The sequence below is a fragment of the Bdellovibrio bacteriovorus genome (genome assembly GCF_048286975.1).
GTDB classification, from domain to species: domain Bacteria; phylum Bdellovibrionota; class Bdellovibrionia; order Bdellovibrionales; family Bdellovibrionaceae; genus Bdellovibrio; species Bdellovibrio bacteriovorus_H.
Map to the genome: position 1 here is coordinate 210101 of NZ_JBLVRT010000002.1, position 17774 is coordinate 227874.

A 17774-nucleotide genomic window follows, 5' to 3' on the forward strand; every position below is an offset into this window, starting at 1 on the left:
GCCCTCCCCCTTGCTTTGCTGTCGACTTTTTTAATAATTTAATGAACAATTGCGACATATGGAGTCATGGAGCCAAGTTCAAATTTTTCACTCAGGTGACGACTTTTTTTTAAGTCTCTCCCAAGATATAAGACAGGCTCGTCGCAGCGTCACTATTGAATCGTACATCTTTGCTGAAGATAAGCTTACCAAGACGATTTTGCATGAATTGACAAACGCGCGCGAGCGCGGCTGCACCGTTAAAATCGTTGTTGATGGTTTTGGCTCCTACACCTCAATCCCTTATCTGGACCGTTTTTGCACGGACAACGGCCTGGAACTTCGGGTTTTTCACCCGCTGCCATATCCACTGATTTGGGCTCACCAATTTGTACAGAAGTATTCCTGGCGCGGGTCTTTGTTTTTCAAACGCATGAATCGCCGCACCCATCGCAAGATTGCCATCATCGATGAGACGCGCGCCTATCTGGGCAGCATGAACTTCACCCAGGAACATTGTGCCAGCTTCGTCGGCAACAAAGCCTGGCGGGACACCGGCGTGTGGGTCGAAGGAGAACCCGTCAAGCGCCTGGTATTGGCTTTTCAGATTTCGTATTTGCGCACCTTTATGAAGGGCCTTTTGACGTGGGTCGGTCGCTGGCGCATGAATGAAGATGTCGCCCACAGTGTGCTGCGCCTGAACACCACCCAGCGCATACGTAAAAAACTTTATCGCGATCTGCTTCGCCGGATCAGTCACGCCGAAAATCGTATTTACCTGACCACAGCATATTTCCTGCCGCGAAGATCCCTGCTGCGCGCTTTACTTAAGGCCGCCCAGCGCGGTGTCGACGTGCAGTTGCTGATTCCCGGAAAGTCTGATGTACCAATGGTAAAATGGGCGGCATTCTATATCGTCCGCCTGCTGATCCAGCGCCAGATTCCAATTTTTGAGTATCAGAAATCCATTCTGCACGCCAAAACGATGATCATCGACAACGAGGGATTCGTGGGCTCTTTCAATCTGAATCATCGCAGCATCCTGCATGATCTGGAGGTCGAAGTGATTCTGAAAGACCCCGCGCTTGTGCAAAACATGCTGGAGCAATGGCACACGGACATCGCAAACTCCAAACCTGCCTCAGAAAAGGATTTTGCCACCCCATCCTGGCTGACCCACATCTTGTACAAAATCGCCTTCCGATTGCGTTATATGCTCTAGTTTTTTGTTTTGACCTAAGGACCGTTTATTAGGGACCATAGAGGTATGAATTCATACGTCAAAGTCGCGATCACCGGAGGCCCTTCAGGGGGAAAAACCACACTTATCGAAGCTCTGAAAAAAGAGCTGGGCCAGCGCTGTGCCATCGTGCCGGAAGCGGCCAGTATTCTGTATCGCGGAGGTTTCCCTCGCTACAAAGATCCGCAGACCGTGGTGCATGCGCAAAAAGCGATCTATGCGACTCAGTTTGAACTGGAAGCGATGATTTCTTACGTCAGCCAAAAAAGTCTGATCGTTTGTGACCGAGGTTCTTTGGACAGTGCTGCTTACTGGCCGACATCTTTGGGCAGTGATTTTTTCACCAGCATGAACACCACCAAGGAAAAAGAACTGGCCCGTTATGACTGGGTCATTCACCTGGACACAGCGGCTGCCGATGACTATGACAGCTCAAATCCCATCCGCACTGAAACCTATCAGGAGGCCTGGGACCTGAATGACCGTATTAAAAACGCCTGGGACGGCCATCCCCGTCGTGTGGTGATCACTCACAACGCCGACTTCCTTTCCAAAATGACTACATCCCTGGCAGTGATCAAAGCGATCATGGCCCACAAAAGCGCTGAAGAAATCAAGAAGGAGCTACTGTAATGAAATCCGCCCTGCTTGCATTGTTAAGTCTTTCGATCGCCCTGCCTGTGGCGGCACAAACCCGCACAAGCCGCCTGAAGCCCATGTACTTTCAGGCTGACAAAAACAATCTGCAGGTTCTGCCTCAGCGTTTTGAATACACCCTGATGGATGAAAACCGTCTGAAAGTCGGCGACATCCTGATTGATACCACGGAAGTCACCTTCCAAGTCGAACCATCTCCGTCTAAAAAAGGTTCTTACCGCATTCGTTTCTCTTGGCCGGCAGGCCTGATCAAGGATGGCGAACTGGCAGTGAAAAACAATTCCGGCAAAGCCATTTTCAACGCCGTTCTGGACAAGAACAACATCAAAGTCACCACCGACACCCTTCCTGCCGAAGAGGGTGACCTGCGTTCAGAAAAAGCGGAATTCGTGGTGGAAGAAATCGAAAACAATCTTGTCGACGACATGAAGTATCTGCCATTCATGACGTTCTGTATTTACCGCGAAAGTGAAGAGACTCGTTTGTATCTTTGCTCGAACGAACTTTACCTCAGTTCCCAACAAGGTCAGATGACGGTGAAAGCCCGCACCAGCACCAAGAAAGCTTCACAGATTGAAATCAACGGCAAGGTCGTGGGCAATCAGGGTATTATCTATCTGAACGACCGCAGTGAAAACGTGGCATTTAAAGCCGCGACCCGCTCTGGCGCCTTCCTGGAAATTGAAACCCGTAAAAAAGATGTCGATTTTAAAGATGTCGTGGTTTCAGACGATGGTGAAAATCTAATCCTGACAGCTTCGGGCGCTGAGCCTGTGGATGCAAAGAAAGTGAAGAAGCTTTCGGCCACAGAGTGGCAAATCTCTTTGCCGAAGTCCCGCCCGGTTTTGTACTTGAAAGGTGATGGCGACATCCCGATGCGCCAGGAGTTCTATATCCGTGGCCAACTGCCACGCGAAAAGAACCGTCCTTATCTTTCCAATCGTTCGGCCGTGCGCACGTATTCTTCATCTTTAAGCTTTGCGGGTGTGGCACCAGAAGGTGTGACGGTAAAAGTAATTGATTCCGACAAAGCCGCAAAATTGGAAGGCACCAAGAAGAATCAATTTGCTTGGACCATTGATGACATCCCGGCCGGAGTTGAAAACCGCCGCTATCTGGCAGTCACGGCCGACAGCCACACCTTTGTTGCTGGCAATGACGTCTTCCGCGGTCAACCCTTCGGCTTGGGGCTGGGGGCGCGCTATCAGACTCCGTCAGGCATTGCATTTGGCACTATTGAGTTCCAATGGTGGATTGAAAACTTCCTGTGGATGAGTTCTGACTGGACAAGATTCCACTGGGGATTGTCGATTGAACGCCAGCAGCATCTGACTGAAAACGATGACACTGCCAAGGTCGATCTGACGACAGTGGAGCTGATGTGGCGTGCTCAAGAAGGCTTTAACCTGGTCGATGCCACTTGGGGTCTTACAGTACCACTGCAAATGGTGGCCGGCGAAAGCTCCAGTGCCACGGCTTACGGGCTGGGGGCTTATATCATTAAAAAGCCAGGCCGTTGGATGCGTTCCTTCATGGACTGGTCCGAATACAAGCTGCAGTACTATGCAGGTTCTTCGGGAAGCGACTTCAAAGTGAAGTCCGCTTACAACCTGAAGGCGCAAGCTTATTTGCAGTTTGCGAATCAGTGGTTCTGGCGCTATGGCGTGGACCTGTCGGATTATAAGTTCGACCCATCGGCTGGCAAGGAAGACATACAAATCGGCCTGTCCACCAGCCTTTACTGGAAGTTTTAATTTCTGACGAGGGACCTTATGAAAAGCACACTGGTGATTTTCTCTGTTCTGCTTTCAGTGTCAGCCGCTTGGGCTGAAGGTCCTTCCCGTGTTTTGCTCTTGGGGGATTCCCACGCTTACGGCCGCTACGGCACGGTGCTTGATGCGCACTTCAGAAAGGGCGACACCCAGGTCACATCTTTATCCAGCTGTGGCTCGTCCCCGTCGACGTGGACTACCAGTTCTGAGAATTTCAAAAGCACCAATTGTGGTTTTTGGAAAAAGAATTCCAAGGGTCAAGAAACCCGCGTGACCAGTCACCGCCTGCCTTCGTTCGGTGAGGAACTTGCTGCCACGAAGCCTGATCTGACCGTGATCACCCTGGGAACAAACTTCCTGGCAAGCCCTGCCAATATCAAAAGTGAAAAAGCCCACGTGGAAAAGATGATGAAGCAGATCAATGCCGCAGGTTCCGCGTGCATCTGGGTGGGACCACCGGATCTGAAAAAAGATCCGTTCAAAAAAAATCTGGAACTGGGTGTGAAGGAATTAAAGTCCTGGGCTGACGCCAACAACTGTCAGTTCATTGATTCCACCAAGCTGACTAAATATCCCGGCGGCAAAACCGATGGCATTCACTATGGCCCGAAAGACTCGGCCGCCTGGGGTGAAGCTGTGGTGAAAGAAATCAGCAAATTGAAGATCAATCCACCAGCCAAAGCCCCAGCTCCAAAGGCTGCGGAAGCTCAGAAAAAGACCGGAAACAGATAGCCCTACTTAAACTGAACGTTCCACCATCAATCCATCATTTTTATTCACTACACTTGCATCAAAAGACTCACGACTCCCTGACATTTAGTCCATATTATTGCCACCATAATAACCAGCATTGTGTTTATATATCTATCATACCTAAACTAATGAAAGGAGAAAAAATGAAAACCATACTTATTCTTTTCGCACTAACGCTTTCTAACTTCGCAAATGCAAAGGCAGAATCAAAAGACATTCGCTTTTACACTGGATTGAAATACACATGTATTAAAGAAATTGGAAGAGCCGAAGACAGAGCTTCCTTAACTATCCCACCAACTTTGGGTTCAGATCGAGAAAGCATAAATGCCATTATGGAATCAAATTCATGTGAGAAAACATCCGGACTAGCCGCCAATTACACTTTAGTCTCAGCTCTAGAAATAAAAAACTTCATTACTACTATACGCGAAAGTGTATGCAACTCGATCAGGCCCGGCTCAATTAAAATCGGACTTGGAGTTGATAGCGAAGGCAAAGTATTTGGGATCGGTGTCGGAGCCAATGGTTCAATAGAAATCAATATTGATTGCAGATAACAATTGTAAAAATATTGCCTTTCAAAAGATCCGGGAAACAATCGTCGTGGTCCCGGACATTTTACATAACGTCAACAACCGATATATTTCTCAAATAGCACGGTAATTTTCCTGAACATGGGAATCAACTTCTGGCAGAACTTACAACTTCATAAAACCAGAAGGAGCTTCTATAATCTAAGAATTTAGAATCCACAACCGGACAATCCGGACGCCAAATCGAATATAAGCGGTTTATAGCCCTAAAATCCGGCGGCACGGACCGCGCAATACCCTCCTCACAACAAATACTTTCCTGAGGAGGAAACATGAAATCCAAAGCAATCCTTTACGCATTTATCGGTCTTTTGTTGGCATCCAAAGCCCAAGCTTCTGACTTGGAGCTTAGTAGCAAACTTGAACAAAGCCAGAAACTTGCCGCCAACTCTTGGAGCCAAGCTGACGCACACGACGACAAACGTATCGAAGAAAAAAAGTCCGATAAAGTTCCAGAATCCCGCAAACACTTCTATTCCCCGCGTGAACATGCTTGGTACTAATGGAATCACAGGAGTTCACCCCTTTAGCGCCATCGGACATATACTTCGGAAATTCTGGAGTTTCTGTTCGGAAGCAAGATGCACGGCATGCTGAATCTGTATTTGAAAAAGTACAGGCACAAAAAGAAAGACTGCAGGAATTTCTAAGCTGGCCGGTACACATCAACACTTTGGAAGACCAGCTGAGCTTTTCGCGAAAAGCAGATATGCAATGGGCGGCGGGCCAGGCTTATCACTTTCAGATATTCAAAGATGAAATATTCGCAGGGGCCATCTCCATCCACTCCTTGAACTATCAGGCCCGCAGTTTTGAATTTGGATATTGGTTAGATTCAGAGTCTGAAGGAAATGGATTGATGACTAAAAGCCTGCAACTTCTGATGACCGCCATGGCAGAAAGAGGCTGGATACAGGCCAAGATCAGAACCCCTCTACAAAACATTCGATCACAAAGGGTGGCGCAAAAGCTTGGCATGACTTCAGATTCGCAAACTGAACACTTTAAAACTTATACCAAACCACTGTTCCCGCAGATTTAAATACTTTCCTAAGGAGGAAAGGTGAAATCCAAAATCATTCTTTACGCATTTACATTAATCGGTCTTTCAATGGCGGCCTGTGCCCCCACCGCTGACGAGCTTGCAGATATTAAGAAAAAATACTCAGGCACTCGTCAGGGAATTTCCGGATTGGTGGTCATTCAGCATGCTGACCTCGATCCAGACGAGCCCCAGCTGACGCCGCAAATCTCAGTGGAGTTTGAACGCCAATCGAGCTCTGAAAATCATCTCATTCTTGCCAGATCCCTTAGACACATCCAACCTGACCGCACTGATGAAAAAGTCGTCTCTATTGGCTGTGACGAAGTCACGGACGTTGCAAAAATGCCAGCCACTCTCGACGTGGATACACTAATAATCTGTGGCAAACATACAATTGAACATACTGCTGTAAATATTAAAGCCAAAAAGATCGTTCTGGATAACGCGAACCTTGAATTCATTCCCCGTCGACCTTTGAGAATTGATGACAGCATCGAGATCGCTACAGAGTATTTCTTTATTCACGGAGAAAACCACATTACCCTTCAGGGGGCCGCTGTTCCTGGGGGACGCGAAATGCCGCCGACATTAATTCTGGATGCCGGGGTTGTCGGCGATTCTGGACATCTGAAAGTGTATTCCAAAGCCAGCATTTACTCCGTAAAACTTTGATATTACTTAGCCTGATTTTTTAGTTCTTATCAAGAACCGTGACAACGACTGGATCGACCAAGATCACACCGGGTTTTCCGGCGACTTTGGCGGTCCCTTGCGCCTGAAGACTTAGTTTGTTTTCTTTCAGGAACTGATCATTGATTCGCACAAGATACTGCCCCGCTTTGACGTCATCAAATCGGTACTTCCCTGCGGCTGACGTCAAGGTGGTGGCGACCACGGTGCCCTCGGGACTGCAAAGCTCCATGGGAACAAGTTTTTTAAAGTGCGGATTTTCAACACTGCCACGCACATCAAAGGACGGCCCCACCGGAATGTAAAGCACCAGTTCCTGCCCCGGTGTCACCGCCACATCATGCCCCAAATCAGACGGAGTCAGATAGATATTAGTCACGGATTCCCGCACCACTTCCAGGGTCATGCGCTGATAAGGCGCCACGGATTTAATGATCACTTCACCGGCGTCGTTGGTTTCATATTCCTTCTGGCGTTGGGCGTGCAGAATTCTTAAACCCCGCAGTGTGGTTTCATTGGAATCTTTCTTACCATCCCCATTTTCATCAATAAAGGCCACCACGCGGATGCGCCCCATTTGGAAGCTTTCAAGGGAGTTCAGCTCAAGCCCCGCCGGCGTCGCCCGGAAATTCGTCGATACCGAAAGGCTGTAGACAGTTTCCGAGGCGAACGTTGAAACCCGGGCTTCAAGCAAGACTTGTGAAAACAAATGGCTGGCGCCGAAGTTGTAAGAGTTCCGATTCCACCGATCGATAAAGTCTGCGCCCGCCGTGGTGTAGAAAACCGGTGTCCAATTCTTTTCCAAAGACACACGCCCCTTCATCCCGCCGCCATCAAAAAAGAAAACGCCGTACTTGCCGCGCAGTGCACGGTTGTAGTCGCCATATTCCAGATACAGCTCTGAACTATCCACAGAATGCCAGCGCTTTTCAGCCTCCATCAACAGTGACTTTGTTCCCAGCATCGAATAGGTGCGAAGTTTTAGATCGGTCGACGTTCCAGTGGTTTCGAACTCATCTTTGTCCACCGCAACCTGGGTCACGACCGGAATCCCCAGATCCAGACGCTTCATCATCGAAGTTTCCCACGACGAAGTCTGTGAACTGCCGGTGATCTTATTCACCTGCTGACTGCGGAAGTCTTTGAAACTTGCATATTCACTGGTCAGCAAAAAGCCCTTCCAGTTGACCTTGGGTGTGAACGCCAGTGCCGTTCCGTGCGTAGACATATCTTCCATGGATTGCACTCCGAGAGAGTAAAACTCCTGCATCCAGGTCAGACCATACTGGCTGTAATGACGACGTTCTTTTTCCAGAGGAGCTTCGGCAAAGCCGGCACTCAGGTTCAAATTGGACGACAGGCCATAGCCGACCTGGGCACTTCCCATGTAAAGCGCGCTGTTTTCAACCTGTCCATAAGACAACTGGTACGCCCAGCGACCGCGGCCCTCAAATTCATTCAAAACGTTATAGTCCTTCGAGAACTCGTAGGTCTGACCGATGGGACTGGTGAAACGATAAATCAGCGTGTTGTTGCCGTAAAATATCGGCACCCCTTCAAAGCTGAAGATCCCGTCGGCCGCGACAATGGTTTCTCCAAAGTAAGTGCCGTTGATGAAAAGCTCCACCTTCCAGCGTGGCGGCCCTTTTTCAAAAACGTTTTGTGTATCAAAAAGATTGCTGTCGATACGACGGTTGGAAATGCGCGCTCCCGTAACATTGACCGGGGTCGCAATGTATTTCAGATCGTAAGTTTGCACCGAACCCATGCTGTAATTTTTCGGCGCAAGACTTTTCTCATCCTCGGGGAATAGTTCTTTGGACAGTGACCAGTGAAAAACCTCGCTCTGGTCAAAGCGCGAATACTGCATTTCAGAATCATGACCCAAAAGCGATTGCATGCTGTAAAGCGAGCCGCCGAAAACATCCTGAGGGCCGACGTATTCAGCCTCTACCCGGAAGGTTGGGTATCCCAAAAGATCACGCTGAATCACCATGGGTCTAAGTGCTGATTGGTGACGGAAGCTTTCTTTTCCCAACTCGTTGCTCGCACGTGAAACCACCAACCGCATGTTGGCTTCATCCACACTCAGCGGCCACTTCAGAACATCTGTAAGGTACGCCGCGGGCAAATACAAAACTCCACGAACTTGCGTGTGCCCCCCGCAAAATACGGGAGCCGCCGAGTCACTGCACTTGTTGAGGTTGATCTCTTCATAGGCATCGATGCTGGTGTAAACACGATAGTTTTTGGCTTCGGGATGTTCGACACGAACACCAAGAACTTTGGCCGCATCCTCCAAAGGGAGTAGAACCTGACTGCTTGTCTGCAAGGCCACCAGCGGTTCTCCGAGGCGCGCGCCCCCTTGAGCGACGACTTCCAAAATCAACTCGTCGGTCTCTTCGGCAAATGCAACGCTTCCAAAAATCAGTTGTACGAATAGTATTGCAATCCCACAAAGGGCTTTATTACTATTTCGAAACATATGAGATTACTTTTCTTCGCAACATTTGCATTTCTACAAACATCATACGCGAGCATCGGTGATTCAACCGTTGGGACAGCCCGCCAAACAATTGTAAATCGTCTGCAGATAGAAAAGATTTCGGACCTGAATTTCGGAGAGGCTTCCCCGGGTGAGGGGCCAAAAACCGTGCGTGCCGGCTTCATGGAAACCGACGAAAATGCCAGCTTCGAAGTCAGCGGTGAACAGTTCCGTTTCTTCCAAATAATCCTGCCTGACAACAACACCGTGAAAATGGATACGGCCGGCGGCGGTCCCAATAAAGAGATCCGCATCGTCAGCTTCCATTCATTCCCGCACAAGCTGGGATATTTGAATCAAAGTGGTAAAAGCATGGTGTTTGTGGGTGCCCACCGCGAAGGGATCTCGCCGAACCAGTCTCCGGGCGAATACAGCGGGCAATTTCAGATTACCGTCGTTTACTAACGGCCTTTTTAGCTTCGCTCACTTCCACAACACTGACCTGATTGAATTCAGCTCCGCTGTCTGGGTTGGATTTAAAGACGACTTTGAGCTTGGTTAAAGCCTCGCCGGACAAAGCCTGCTGCATATCTGCGACTTTGTAGGTCTTATTAAACATGCGCTCTGGAATGTACGAAGACACGCCGACAATTTTATCCAAAGAGATTTCTTTATCCCCGTTCACGGCAAAGATCTCAAGATCCCCGTGCAAATAGAACTGATTGGCATTTTTAAAAGACAATGAAAGATCCACGTCGCCGTTTTTATTGCGAGTGGCTTTATCAGCCGTCATGGTGCCCGCGAAAGGCCCCTTGCCCTTGCGAACCACCACGGGAACCGCCACCGAGATTTTAGCCTGCAAACTGAAAGAGGATTTCTTTTTCGATTTCGAGTCGGAGGAAGCTTCTTCTGGCGTGTCCGGCACAAAGCGCAGGTGAATGTACTTATCCCCCACTGGCAAAGATTCCAGATCCGTCAGCATCACCCGGACGACCTGCTTGCCACCAGGAGCCAGGGTTACTTTTTTCGGAGAGAATTTAAGAATATCAATCAAACCATCCGTCGGAGTGGCTTCACGAACAAAGGTGCCGTCTTTATTCATTTTATAAAAGACGTATTCGACCTTGAAGGTCTGGGATTCGTTGGAAGTATTGCGCAGATTCAAATGGCCAGAGATTTTTTCTTCAGACAGCGCAAGATAGGTTGGGAACACTTGCACCTGGGCGAATGCGCCCGCACAGAACAAAACAAAAGAAGTAAGAACGAACCAGAATTTCATAATCTAAAAGTCCGCCGCTTTAATGCGGCGGACACCTTTATTTAGTAAATAACTTCAACGTCAAACGTAGTAGCGTAGTCGCCACCGTTTTGTGTCGGAGTCAACGCATCACGAGTCGCACCCACGAACAACTCTGCGTTACCGTTGCCATCCAATGCAGTTGGGTTGTTGCTAGTGAAAGAGTTCACCGGGATTTGATCGTCAGCAGTAGCACCACCGTTAGTCATCACAACCAAGCCGTTACCTGGCAGGTTTACTGTGATATTGCGGTTTGCTTCACCAGTGATCATAAAGCTCGCATTTTTATCGTCTTCAGAGCTGCCATGTGGAACTGTTTCAGCCGCAGCACCAGAAATAGCTTCATCAAAAATCAAATTAGAGTTAGTGGCCACAGAAAGACCCTTAACAACTTTCATCAAAGCTTCTGCAGTACCAGTCTCTGCATTTGCGTTAACAGAAACCAAAGACAACACTACCAACGAACCAGCTACTAGAGCGTTCACTTTCATTCTTTCCTCCTTGAAAGATAATGTGAGACTGGATTTATCGTAGGAAGTTGTTAAAAAGCAGGCAAGATAAATATGAAAAGAACTCGAGAAGGGCTGGATAATTGCTGGAATATTAAAGATGTCCGCAAACATCCACACAGATGTTCTACGACATTAATCGTAGATTTAGCCGTTCGAAAAAGCACAAACAACACGTTCTGATTTACGAAACAAAAATAACTATAAAGCATTAATTCAATGTTGAGAACACAAAGCTGAGAGGTTTAATTTCTGGCACTGGAAGCTCCTCGAATTTTTAGAGCTTTCAAATGCACCAGAAAAAGTTAGACACTTAAACTCTCTTCGAAGTGTATGGCGTATTTATTTTCCGCCTATTTACAGTCCTACTGCCCAGCTTGCAGCATCGCGGACTCACCCAGATTGCTTTCCTGCTGATGTTTCACGTTCGCCCAAATCTTCTGGCTGACCGGGCCTGGAAGAAGACTGTTGATACTGGATTCTGCCGTTGGATCCGCCGCCGCCCAGTTATGAAGGGCTTCCGCCTTCACCCCTGCAAGCACCTTGCGATCCATTTCATTCACAGAAGTATTTTCCACCGTAGAATCCGCGACCACACCTTTTAAAACTTCAATCGCCGCAGATTTCATATCGGTGTTCAACGCTTCAAATACAAAATCCAAAGCCGAATTTTGCATTTGCTGGGACTCTTCGTCGTTGGGAGCGGCCTTCAACAAAGCTTCCAGACTTTTCAGGAAGTCTTCATCTTTCAACAAACGCCGTTTGACGATTTTGTCAGGCTCCAACAACAAGGCCTTACGGCTCAGGTCCGCGTACTTTTTAAGGTCACGGGCCTGCTTGAATTCCTTAAACACCACCGGCATTGGCTGCGAAGATTTAATCACGTCCATCGCAGCAGGTTTCGTCCCTGCTGCGATGGCGGTCTCTTTTTCTGTTTCAACGGGGTTTGCCGCCGGAGCTTCCTGAGTCGGAGCCGCTTGGGACTCCGTCTCCGGCTTGCTCTTTTCACTCATCACGGTCAAACCCACACCCAGGACTGTTATTGCACCGGATAGCATCACTAGTGTTCTGATTCTCATTTGCCAAACACTCCACGGGTCATGTTGTTACGGAAGATCGTTCTGTTCATTTCCTTCGCACCGGCATTCTGGAAGAATGCGGATCCGTTCAGGTATCCATTGATCAGCACCACGTTTTTGTGAGGCGCATTGGACTGAACAAACACGTTGTACACCTTACCGAAGTACTTGATCTCGTTGATGGACACGATGGCATCCAGCGTTCCACCACTTTGGACAAGGGACTCTCCGACTTTGAATTCTTCAGCCACTTTCATGGATCCATCCTGACTCAGGACCGGGTGATTTTTGGTCACACGCAGTTCACGGCCGGACTTCATTTTGAACACCAGGATTTCGTGGTTAGAATCCACCAATTCTGTCACCCACTGATCCACTTTGGATTTCACAACCGCATTCTTGTTCAAAGAATCCGCGGACTGCATTGTGCCCACATAAGCGGACTGAGAAGTCAGAGCATCAAAGAAGGACATGTATTTCAGTTTCTTGCTTACAACCTCTTCAGCCAGAATCTGCTGCTCTGGAGTCGCACATGAAGACACGCACACTGTTGCCACGTAAGCCGTCGCAGGCATTGTACATGGAGCATTGGCTTTCTTCGGAGCGATCCATGCTTTTTCAGGATTGTATGCACGATCCATAAAGGTCGCATAGATTTCCTGACCGGCAGAACCCAGGCCCACTTTTTTACCGCCGACAGTCACTGTCACATCAGCAAAGCTGGTCAGGAATTCCTTAATTACTGGCAGCTCGTCCTGACATTTCACCATCCAGTCGTAACGGCCTTTAGCTTCGGTGTTGCTCAAACTGTCGTGAGAACAACGGCGCGCTACGTAGTCACGGCAGTATTTTTCCTCAACCCAAGCACCTGGAACCGCGACTTCGCTTTCCAATTGCACAGAGTGATCGATACAAGCCATGGTCTTGGTCGTGACAACCTCACGGGTTTTCACGATCACACCAATCTGGTTGGCTGGACATTTAGAAGAGCTGTTGGCCTCTTCGATAGTCGTTACAGAGGACTGACTGCGAACCGCTTCAGGGTTGGCGTCACACAGACGCTCTTCCACAGGTTTCACTTGGTCCGCACAACGGCTATCATCGACAGTCACACCTTTATCGTCAACACAGACAAAGATACGGTTTTGTTTACCGCCGCAATCTGCGGTACAAGCCGTGAAGTTGTCGGTAGGAGCGTATTTGTAAACCGGGCATTTCCCTGCTTCTTTCATCGTGCCCTGACGAGTGTTCGAGCTGATGATCTGACCGTCAGTACAAGTCTGGTCAGAGATTTCGTTATAAAGATCAAAGAAGCCCTCTTCATTGAAAGAACATTTCAATGGAACTTTCGTTTCACCCGTGATCACACCCGTTTTTACAGTGCCGTGGGAACCGAAGCTGCCGCAACCCTCGTGACAAGTCACCTGATTGTGAGTGCTGGAACCGGACAATACACCGTTATTACAAGTGCGGGATTCACTCACGCTGGAGCAAGAACCCACTGGAGTCGAATTGGAATAAAGAACCTGGGAAGCCCCGTGCGCCAGCAGACTGCCATCAGGCAATTTACAAGACTGACCTTCACAAGAACCTTCGTTAGTGACTTCTTTCGTGCGAGACACTTCCACCCAGTTCAGTTTTTCAACGACAAGTTTACATTCTTCAACCACACGGTCACGGTATGAAACAGTCTTTTTACCATTCACACCGCAGGCCACTTCTTCTGAAACCAGTTCACCCTGAGATTCACGGGTTGCACCAGCAACAGTACAAGCATTTGGATCCACTGGAACTTCTGGTTCCGGATCAACATCAAGATCTTCGATCACACGGATGGAATGATCCAGAGTCACCCAGGGTTCCTGATTGTCACCCAAATAAAGGGTCGCAGTTACAGGATAAGTGCCCACCGCCTGATAAGCATGAGTCACAGACTGATTAGCCGCCGTACCACCGTCACCGAAGTTCCAGCGAACAGCACCGACTTTGTTAACCAGACAAGGAGGCAAGTAAACGTGCATCATCGTAGCGATTTTTACTTTTGCCTCATTAGCCCCGGAAATACGCAGATCTTCGATACAAGCCATGTCATCAATCACCGTCATCACAGTCACACGGTGCGTGGCAACAGTAACCTTGCCATCGGCATCAGTCACAGTGGCCTGAACCTGGTATGTACCCACATTAAAGAAGGAGTGTTCCACAGTTCTGGCGTTGCTGACAGCAGCTGTACCGTCATTAAAGTTCCAAACGATGGACTGAGCATCCAAACCGGAAGGAATCACAACCTCAAAACTCATAGGATTAAAGACAAAACCGGCTTGTGGACCAGAGATCTTAAGATCTTCCTTCACAACCGTCGTCACCAAGGACAAAGAGATGTCTTCAGAACCCGCAGTTTTTTCCTGCGCAGTCACCACATAGGTACCAGCCACCTTAAATGTCGACGTCATCCCGGACGCTGACGTTTTAGTGCGACTGGCCCCTGCCACCTTCCATGTGACATCAGAACTGCTCACACAGTTCCCGGCCTGATCCAAGGAGTAGCTGACAGTGCTTCCTGCTTCTGTAGCTGATTTACCCACGATGCGAACTTCTTCAGAGGAAGCTTTGGAAAGCTGACCGGCACAGTAACTTGCCGCCTCCATAGTATCTGCTGAACCTTCACTCAAAGCGCTTTTCTGACATCCTGCTAGAACGATTAAACTCAGGGGCAGTAAGACTCTTCCGTAGTTCATCGTGCGACTCCTTGCTTATGTTCATGTTTACAAGCCGCAACTAAAATCTCCATACTTTTACAACATTCGAGTCATATTGATTTAGCGTCTTATCAACGCTTTAGACACTTTAAAGAACATTTTTTGAATGTTCCTTTTTCTGTAAAATCTTTGATCATTCCCCTCAGAGAAAATCTTTAATCCCAATACATCTTTCCACCACGAAACCCGCGGACAGAGACCTCAGTTGTTTCGGGCTTCTTTAAAAAGAAATAGCAGATGAAAACAATTGCCGGGCTGAGGGCTTTGGGACTCTGCCCGAAGGTGGGCCTTCGGCGGCGCAGGATGCGCGAACCGGGGCAAAGCCCCGGCGCCGATTGAGCACGGACGCGTGCCCACCGCAGCGGCAGRGTCCCAAAGCCCTCAGTCCGGCAATCCCCGTTTACAAAGATTTATTTCTTTTTAAAGAAGCCCGAAACAACCTGTTTCAGGTCGACGTTGAACACGTCTTGTTTCTTATTGGCAGCCGCCAAGACAGAGATTTCCCGACGTGCAGGAATGAAGGAAGGATCCAGCGCCACGCTCTTCTCGAAGGATTTGCGTGCGGCCACCATATCGCCTTTGGTTTTATTGAACAGACCAATCACAAACGGGAAAAGCGTGTCATAGCGCTCATCCGGCGGAACCTGCATCAGCTCCAGTTCCACTTCTTTCAGGACAAAGTTCTTTTTGGCCACTTCCACAGAACCGAGTTTCGCCCAAGAGCTGTACAAGTGCAGCTGCTGGGTTTGCGGATTCAGCTTAGCAACCTCGGCCAGCAGCTCCAGTGCTTTCGCAAACTGGGTGTACTGCAGGGCTTTTTTGACTTCTTCCATCAGGGAATTGGCGCGAAGCTTGGCTTCGGCTTCATTTCTTTGGGTTGCCTGGCGGATCTGGTCAATTTTATTGGTGTCTTTGGAAGCATTCATGGCCTCTTCAGCCAGCTTCTGCACCTTGTGCCACTGGGTGTACACTTCCGAAGCGGTGTCGGTCGGCTCATCCCCCAGCAACGTCATAAAGTCTGACAACATGGATTCCGCAGAACCACCGCCGGTCCCCGTTTCCATGTAAGCCACAATTTCATAAGAATTCTTGTTTTCCAGTTCAGCCGCAATCTTCTTGATGACTTTCAATTGTTCTGCCGGATTTGCAAAAGCTGCACGCTGGGCAAAGACAATCAGACCTTTGGTCAAAAGGAAGTGAATGGCCTTATAGACCGCCACTTCGCTGTAGCCTTTGATGTCCAGAAGCTGCGTCAGTGTGATCTGGTTGTTCAGCTTCACCGTCAGGCCTTCCAGGGATTTGACCAGGGACATGCTCAGGGCTGGATGGTCATCGCGGAAAGTCGGACTTTTCACGATGATGTTACCGGACCACATCACATACAAGGACTTCAGCCAGTTAACAGAGATTTTAGAGGCAATCCAGTCATGCAGATAATAAGACAGACTGTCGGCATCGATACTTGGATTGCTCATCTCAACTTCCGCAGATGCAAAGTTCACGCGGATCTTCTGATCAACAATCGTGCGCACCAGACGGATGTTCATTTGCTCCATCAGGATCAGATCAAAGGCATGGGGGCTTAGCTGATTGTTCTGAATCAGATAGTCACCAATGCGGCGGTTGTTTTTGACACGCAGAGCTTCCTGCACGTCTTGCGGAGTCGCATAACCACTCTGGATCAGCATCTCGCCCAGGAAGGTGGTTTTATCATCCACATCCACGCCCACGATATTCCCGTTACAGAACGAGATACCGGACACGGAACCGTCGGCATTATAGATATTCAAATAACCACCGCTCTTGGTTTCAACCAGCAGTGAATACAGGAATGGCAAGTCAAAGCCGCTGACCTCCTCAATAGACTCAATCACCTTTCTTTTCTGGCGGTTGGTCACTGTGGGGTTGGCGAACATCTGATAAAGCAGCTTGCGCGCGCTGGATTCTTCTCGGCGCGGAGCTTCTTCTTTTTTAACGATCTTCAGCACCTGCTCCATATCGAAGGGCTTTTTCATGAAAGCCACGGCTTGGGTGCTTTGAGTCGCTTCCTGAATGAAGGACTTGTCGGTATAAATACCGCTCATCAGAACGACTTTGAATTTGGCAGATGGATAATTGGCGCGGGCTTGTTTGATGAAATCAAGGCCCGTCATCTGTGGCAGCAAGCAGTCACAGAACAGGAATTCGATGTTGGAATTGCTGGCAAGAATGCTATTGGCCTCGTCCGGGCGGGACGCGACAAAGACGGAATGACCAGCGCGGCTTAAAATTTCTTTTAAGGCCGATCTGACTGACTCGTCGTCTTCCAATATCAAGATCTTAGATTTGCCTGATTCCACGCTTCCTTGTCGGCTCTAAAGGCCCTTCCATTTAGGATAAAAGCAAAAAGCGGGGCTGTAATACAGCACCCGCCTTAAGAACTGGACTTTTGTCGGAGGATTACTTCTTAATAAATTTGAAATACTTCGATTCAATGACGTCCATTTCCATTTCGTTCCCCTCTTCATCTTTCACTGATGCCGGAGGATTCACGCTGCCCTCACTGAACTCTGTCCCATAACGGAACAAGACGTTCTTTTCAGAGCCGGAGTCATCATTGTAGTAAGGGACAAAGAATGAATTCACTTTGCCGGAAGCCGGCAGGAAGCCATCAACCATGTTGATCTGATCCACGATCACCTTCGGGCAGTTGCTGAAGCTGATCTGCGCCGGGCCCGCTGTGCCCATCCATTTGATCCATTCACGGATACCGCAGGAGTTGATGCTCTTCAGTCCGCTCAGCTCCACTTCAATCTGTGGATTGCCGCCAAGGCTGAACTGAGAAAAATCAACGTCCTCATCAATAGTGCCTGCCATTTGGACAGTCAGCTTATCTGCGGCTTTGTTCATTTTCACATCGAGTTTACCCATAGT

The 17774-nt window shown here is 48.7% G+C and carries 16 protein-coding genes; 9 read left to right on the plus strand and 7 right to left on the minus strand.

Annotation, left to right across the window (positions count from 1 at the left end):
• The first annotated feature begins 58 nt into the window (after nt 1-58).
• The 8 genes from ACNQKP_RS09315 to ACNQKP_RS09350 all read left to right on the plus strand — a co-directional run bounded on the left by ACNQKP_RS09315 (nt 59) and on the right by ACNQKP_RS09350 (nt 6714).
• Complete coding sequence (locus ACNQKP_RS09315; RefSeq protein WP_417864350.1) at nt 59-1201, plus strand: phospholipase D-like domain-containing protein; 1143 nt, start codon at nt 59-61, stop codon at nt 1199-1201.
• A 45-nt stretch (nt 1202-1246) separates the two neighbouring features.
• Entirely contained in the window at nt 1247-1852 is a 606-nt protein-coding gene (locus ACNQKP_RS09320; protein WP_011164811.1) for an ATP-binding protein, read from the plus strand.
• The gene (locus tag ACNQKP_RS09325; RefSeq protein ID WP_417864351.1) at nt 1852-3630 is read left to right on the plus strand and encodes a hypothetical protein; all 1779 of its coding nucleotides are present in this window, start codon (nt 1852-1854) and stop codon (nt 3628-3630) included. Before ACNQKP_RS09320 ends, ACNQKP_RS09325 begins: the two co-directional genes overlap by 1 nt.
• A gap of 18 nt (nt 3631-3648) precedes the next feature.
• Complete coding sequence (locus ACNQKP_RS09330; RefSeq protein WP_417864353.1) at nt 3649-4380, plus strand: SGNH/GDSL hydrolase family protein; 732 nt, start codon at nt 3649-3651, stop codon at nt 4378-4380.
• A gap of 164 nt (nt 4381-4544) precedes the next feature.
• Complete coding sequence (locus tag ACNQKP_RS09335) at nt 4545-4961, plus strand: hypothetical protein (RefSeq protein ID WP_417864355.1); 417 nt, start codon at nt 4545-4547, stop codon at nt 4959-4961.
• Between the two features lie 308 nt (nt 4962-5269).
• Nucleotides 5270-5500, plus strand: coding sequence for a hypothetical protein (locus tag ACNQKP_RS09340; protein ID WP_417864357.1), 231 nt, complete (start codon nt 5270-5272; stop codon nt 5498-5500).
• The gene (locus ACNQKP_RS09345) at nt 5500-6039 is read left to right on the plus strand and encodes a GNAT family N-acetyltransferase (RefSeq protein ID WP_417864359.1); all 540 of its coding nucleotides are present in this window, start codon (nt 5500-5502) and stop codon (nt 6037-6039) included. Before ACNQKP_RS09340 ends, ACNQKP_RS09345 begins: the two co-directional genes overlap by 1 nt.
• A gap of 21 nt (nt 6040-6060) precedes the next feature.
• Nucleotides 6061-6714: a hypothetical protein gene (locus ACNQKP_RS09350; protein WP_417864360.1), complete on the plus strand. Its 654-nt coding sequence runs from the start codon at nt 6061-6063 to the stop codon at nt 6712-6714.
• A gap of 19 nt (nt 6715-6733) precedes the next feature.
• On the opposite strand, the gene ACNQKP_RS09355 is transcribed toward ACNQKP_RS09350, so the two are convergent.
• Nucleotides 6734-9217, minus strand: coding sequence for a hypothetical protein (locus ACNQKP_RS09355; protein WP_417864361.1), 2484 nt, complete (start codon nt 9215-9217; stop codon nt 6734-6736).
• Here ACNQKP_RS09355 and ACNQKP_RS09360 point away from each other — a divergent pair, their 5' ends adjacent.
• On the plus strand, nt 9218-9682 hold the full coding sequence (locus ACNQKP_RS09360) for a DUF4402 domain-containing protein (protein WP_417864363.1): 465 nt from the start codon (nt 9218-9220) through the stop codon (nt 9680-9682).
• Here ACNQKP_RS09360 and ACNQKP_RS09365 read toward each other — a convergent pair.
• The 6 genes from ACNQKP_RS09365 to ACNQKP_RS09390 all read right to left on the minus strand — a co-directional run bounded on the left by ACNQKP_RS09365 (nt 9666) and on the right by ACNQKP_RS09390 (nt 17771).
• Nucleotides 9666-10496: a hypothetical protein gene (locus ACNQKP_RS09365; protein ID WP_417864365.1), complete on the minus strand. Its 831-nt coding sequence runs from the start codon at nt 10494-10496 to the stop codon at nt 9666-9668. The genes ACNQKP_RS09360 and ACNQKP_RS09365 overlap by 17 nt on opposite strands.
• A 41-nt stretch (nt 10497-10537) precedes the next feature.
• Nucleotides 10538-11005 (minus strand): DUF4402 domain-containing protein, encoded by a 468-nt coding sequence (locus tag ACNQKP_RS09370; protein WP_417864366.1) that lies wholly within the window; start codon nt 11003-11005, stop codon nt 10538-10540.
• Nucleotides 11006-11388: 383 nt separating this feature from the next.
• Nucleotides 11389-12102, minus strand: a complete 714-nt coding sequence (locus tag ACNQKP_RS09375) for a hypothetical protein (RefSeq protein WP_417864367.1) — start codon at nt 12100-12102, stop codon at nt 11389-11391.
• The gene (locus ACNQKP_RS09380) at nt 12099-14840 is read right to left on the minus strand and encodes a PKD domain-containing protein (protein WP_417864369.1); all 2742 of its coding nucleotides are present in this window, start codon (nt 14838-14840) and stop codon (nt 12099-12101) included. Before ACNQKP_RS09380 ends, ACNQKP_RS09375 begins: the two co-directional genes overlap by 4 nt.
• Before the next feature lie 431 nt (nt 14841-15271).
• Entirely contained in the window at nt 15272-17200 is a 1929-nt protein-coding gene (locus ACNQKP_RS09385) for a response regulator (RefSeq protein WP_417864370.1), read from the minus strand.
• Nucleotides 17201-17300: 100 nt separating this feature from the next.
• Nucleotides 17301-17771: a hypothetical protein gene (locus ACNQKP_RS09390; protein WP_417864372.1), complete on the minus strand. Its 471-nt coding sequence runs from the start codon at nt 17769-17771 to the stop codon at nt 17301-17303.
• Nucleotides 17772-17774: the final 3 nt, after the last annotated feature.

What these genes read in the sequence shown, in the direction of transcription:
- ACNQKP_RS09380 (WP_417864369.1), bottom strand. Translation starts at nt 14,840, where the DNA reads ATGAACTACGGAAGAGTCTTACTGCCCCTGAGTTTAATCGTTCTAGCA.
- ACNQKP_RS09320 (WP_011164811.1), top strand. Translation starts at nt 1,247, where the DNA reads ATGAATTCATACGTCAAAGTCGCGATCACCGGAGGCCCTTCAGGGGGA.
- ACNQKP_RS09325 (WP_417864351.1), top strand. Translation starts at nt 1,852, where the DNA reads ATGAAATCCGCCCTGCTTGCATTGTTAAGTCTTTCGATCGCCCTGCCT.
- ACNQKP_RS09360 (WP_417864363.1), top strand. Translation starts at nt 9,218, where the DNA reads ATGAGATTACTTTTCTTCGCAACATTTGCATTTCTACAAACATCATAC.
- ACNQKP_RS09330 (WP_417864353.1), top strand. Translation starts at nt 3,649, where the DNA reads ATGAAAAGCACACTGGTGATTTTCTCTGTTCTGCTTTCAGTGTCAGCC.
- ACNQKP_RS09340 (WP_417864357.1), top strand. Translation starts at nt 5,270, where the DNA reads ATGAAATCCAAAGCAATCCTTTACGCATTTATCGGTCTTTTGTTGGCA.
- ACNQKP_RS09355 (WP_417864361.1), bottom strand. Translation starts at nt 9,217, where the DNA reads ATGTTTCGAAATAGTAATAAAGCCCTTTGTGGGATTGCAATACTATTC.
- ACNQKP_RS09365 (WP_417864365.1), bottom strand. Translation starts at nt 10,496, where the DNA reads ATGAAATTCTGGTTCGTTCTTACTTCTTTTGTTTTGTTCTGTGCGGGC.
- ACNQKP_RS09390 (WP_417864372.1), bottom strand. Translation starts at nt 17,771, where the DNA reads ATGGGTAAACTCGATGTGAAAATGAACAAAGCCGCAGATAAGCTGACT.
- ACNQKP_RS09370 (WP_417864366.1), bottom strand. Translation starts at nt 11,005, where the DNA reads ATGAAAGTGAACGCTCTAGTAGCTGGTTCGTTGGTAGTGTTGTCTTTG.
- ACNQKP_RS09375 (WP_417864367.1), bottom strand. Translation starts at nt 12,102, where the DNA reads ATGAGAATCAGAACACTAGTGATGCTATCCGGTGCAATAACAGTCCTG.
- ACNQKP_RS09335 (WP_417864355.1), top strand. Translation starts at nt 4,545, where the DNA reads ATGAAAACCATACTTATTCTTTTCGCACTAACGCTTTCTAACTTCGCA.
- ACNQKP_RS09345 (WP_417864359.1), top strand. Translation starts at nt 5,500, where the DNA reads ATGGAATCACAGGAGTTCACCCCTTTAGCGCCATCGGACATATACTTC.
- ACNQKP_RS09315 (WP_417864350.1), top strand. Translation starts at nt 59, where the DNA reads ATGGAGTCATGGAGCCAAGTTCAAATTTTTCACTCAGGTGACGACTTT.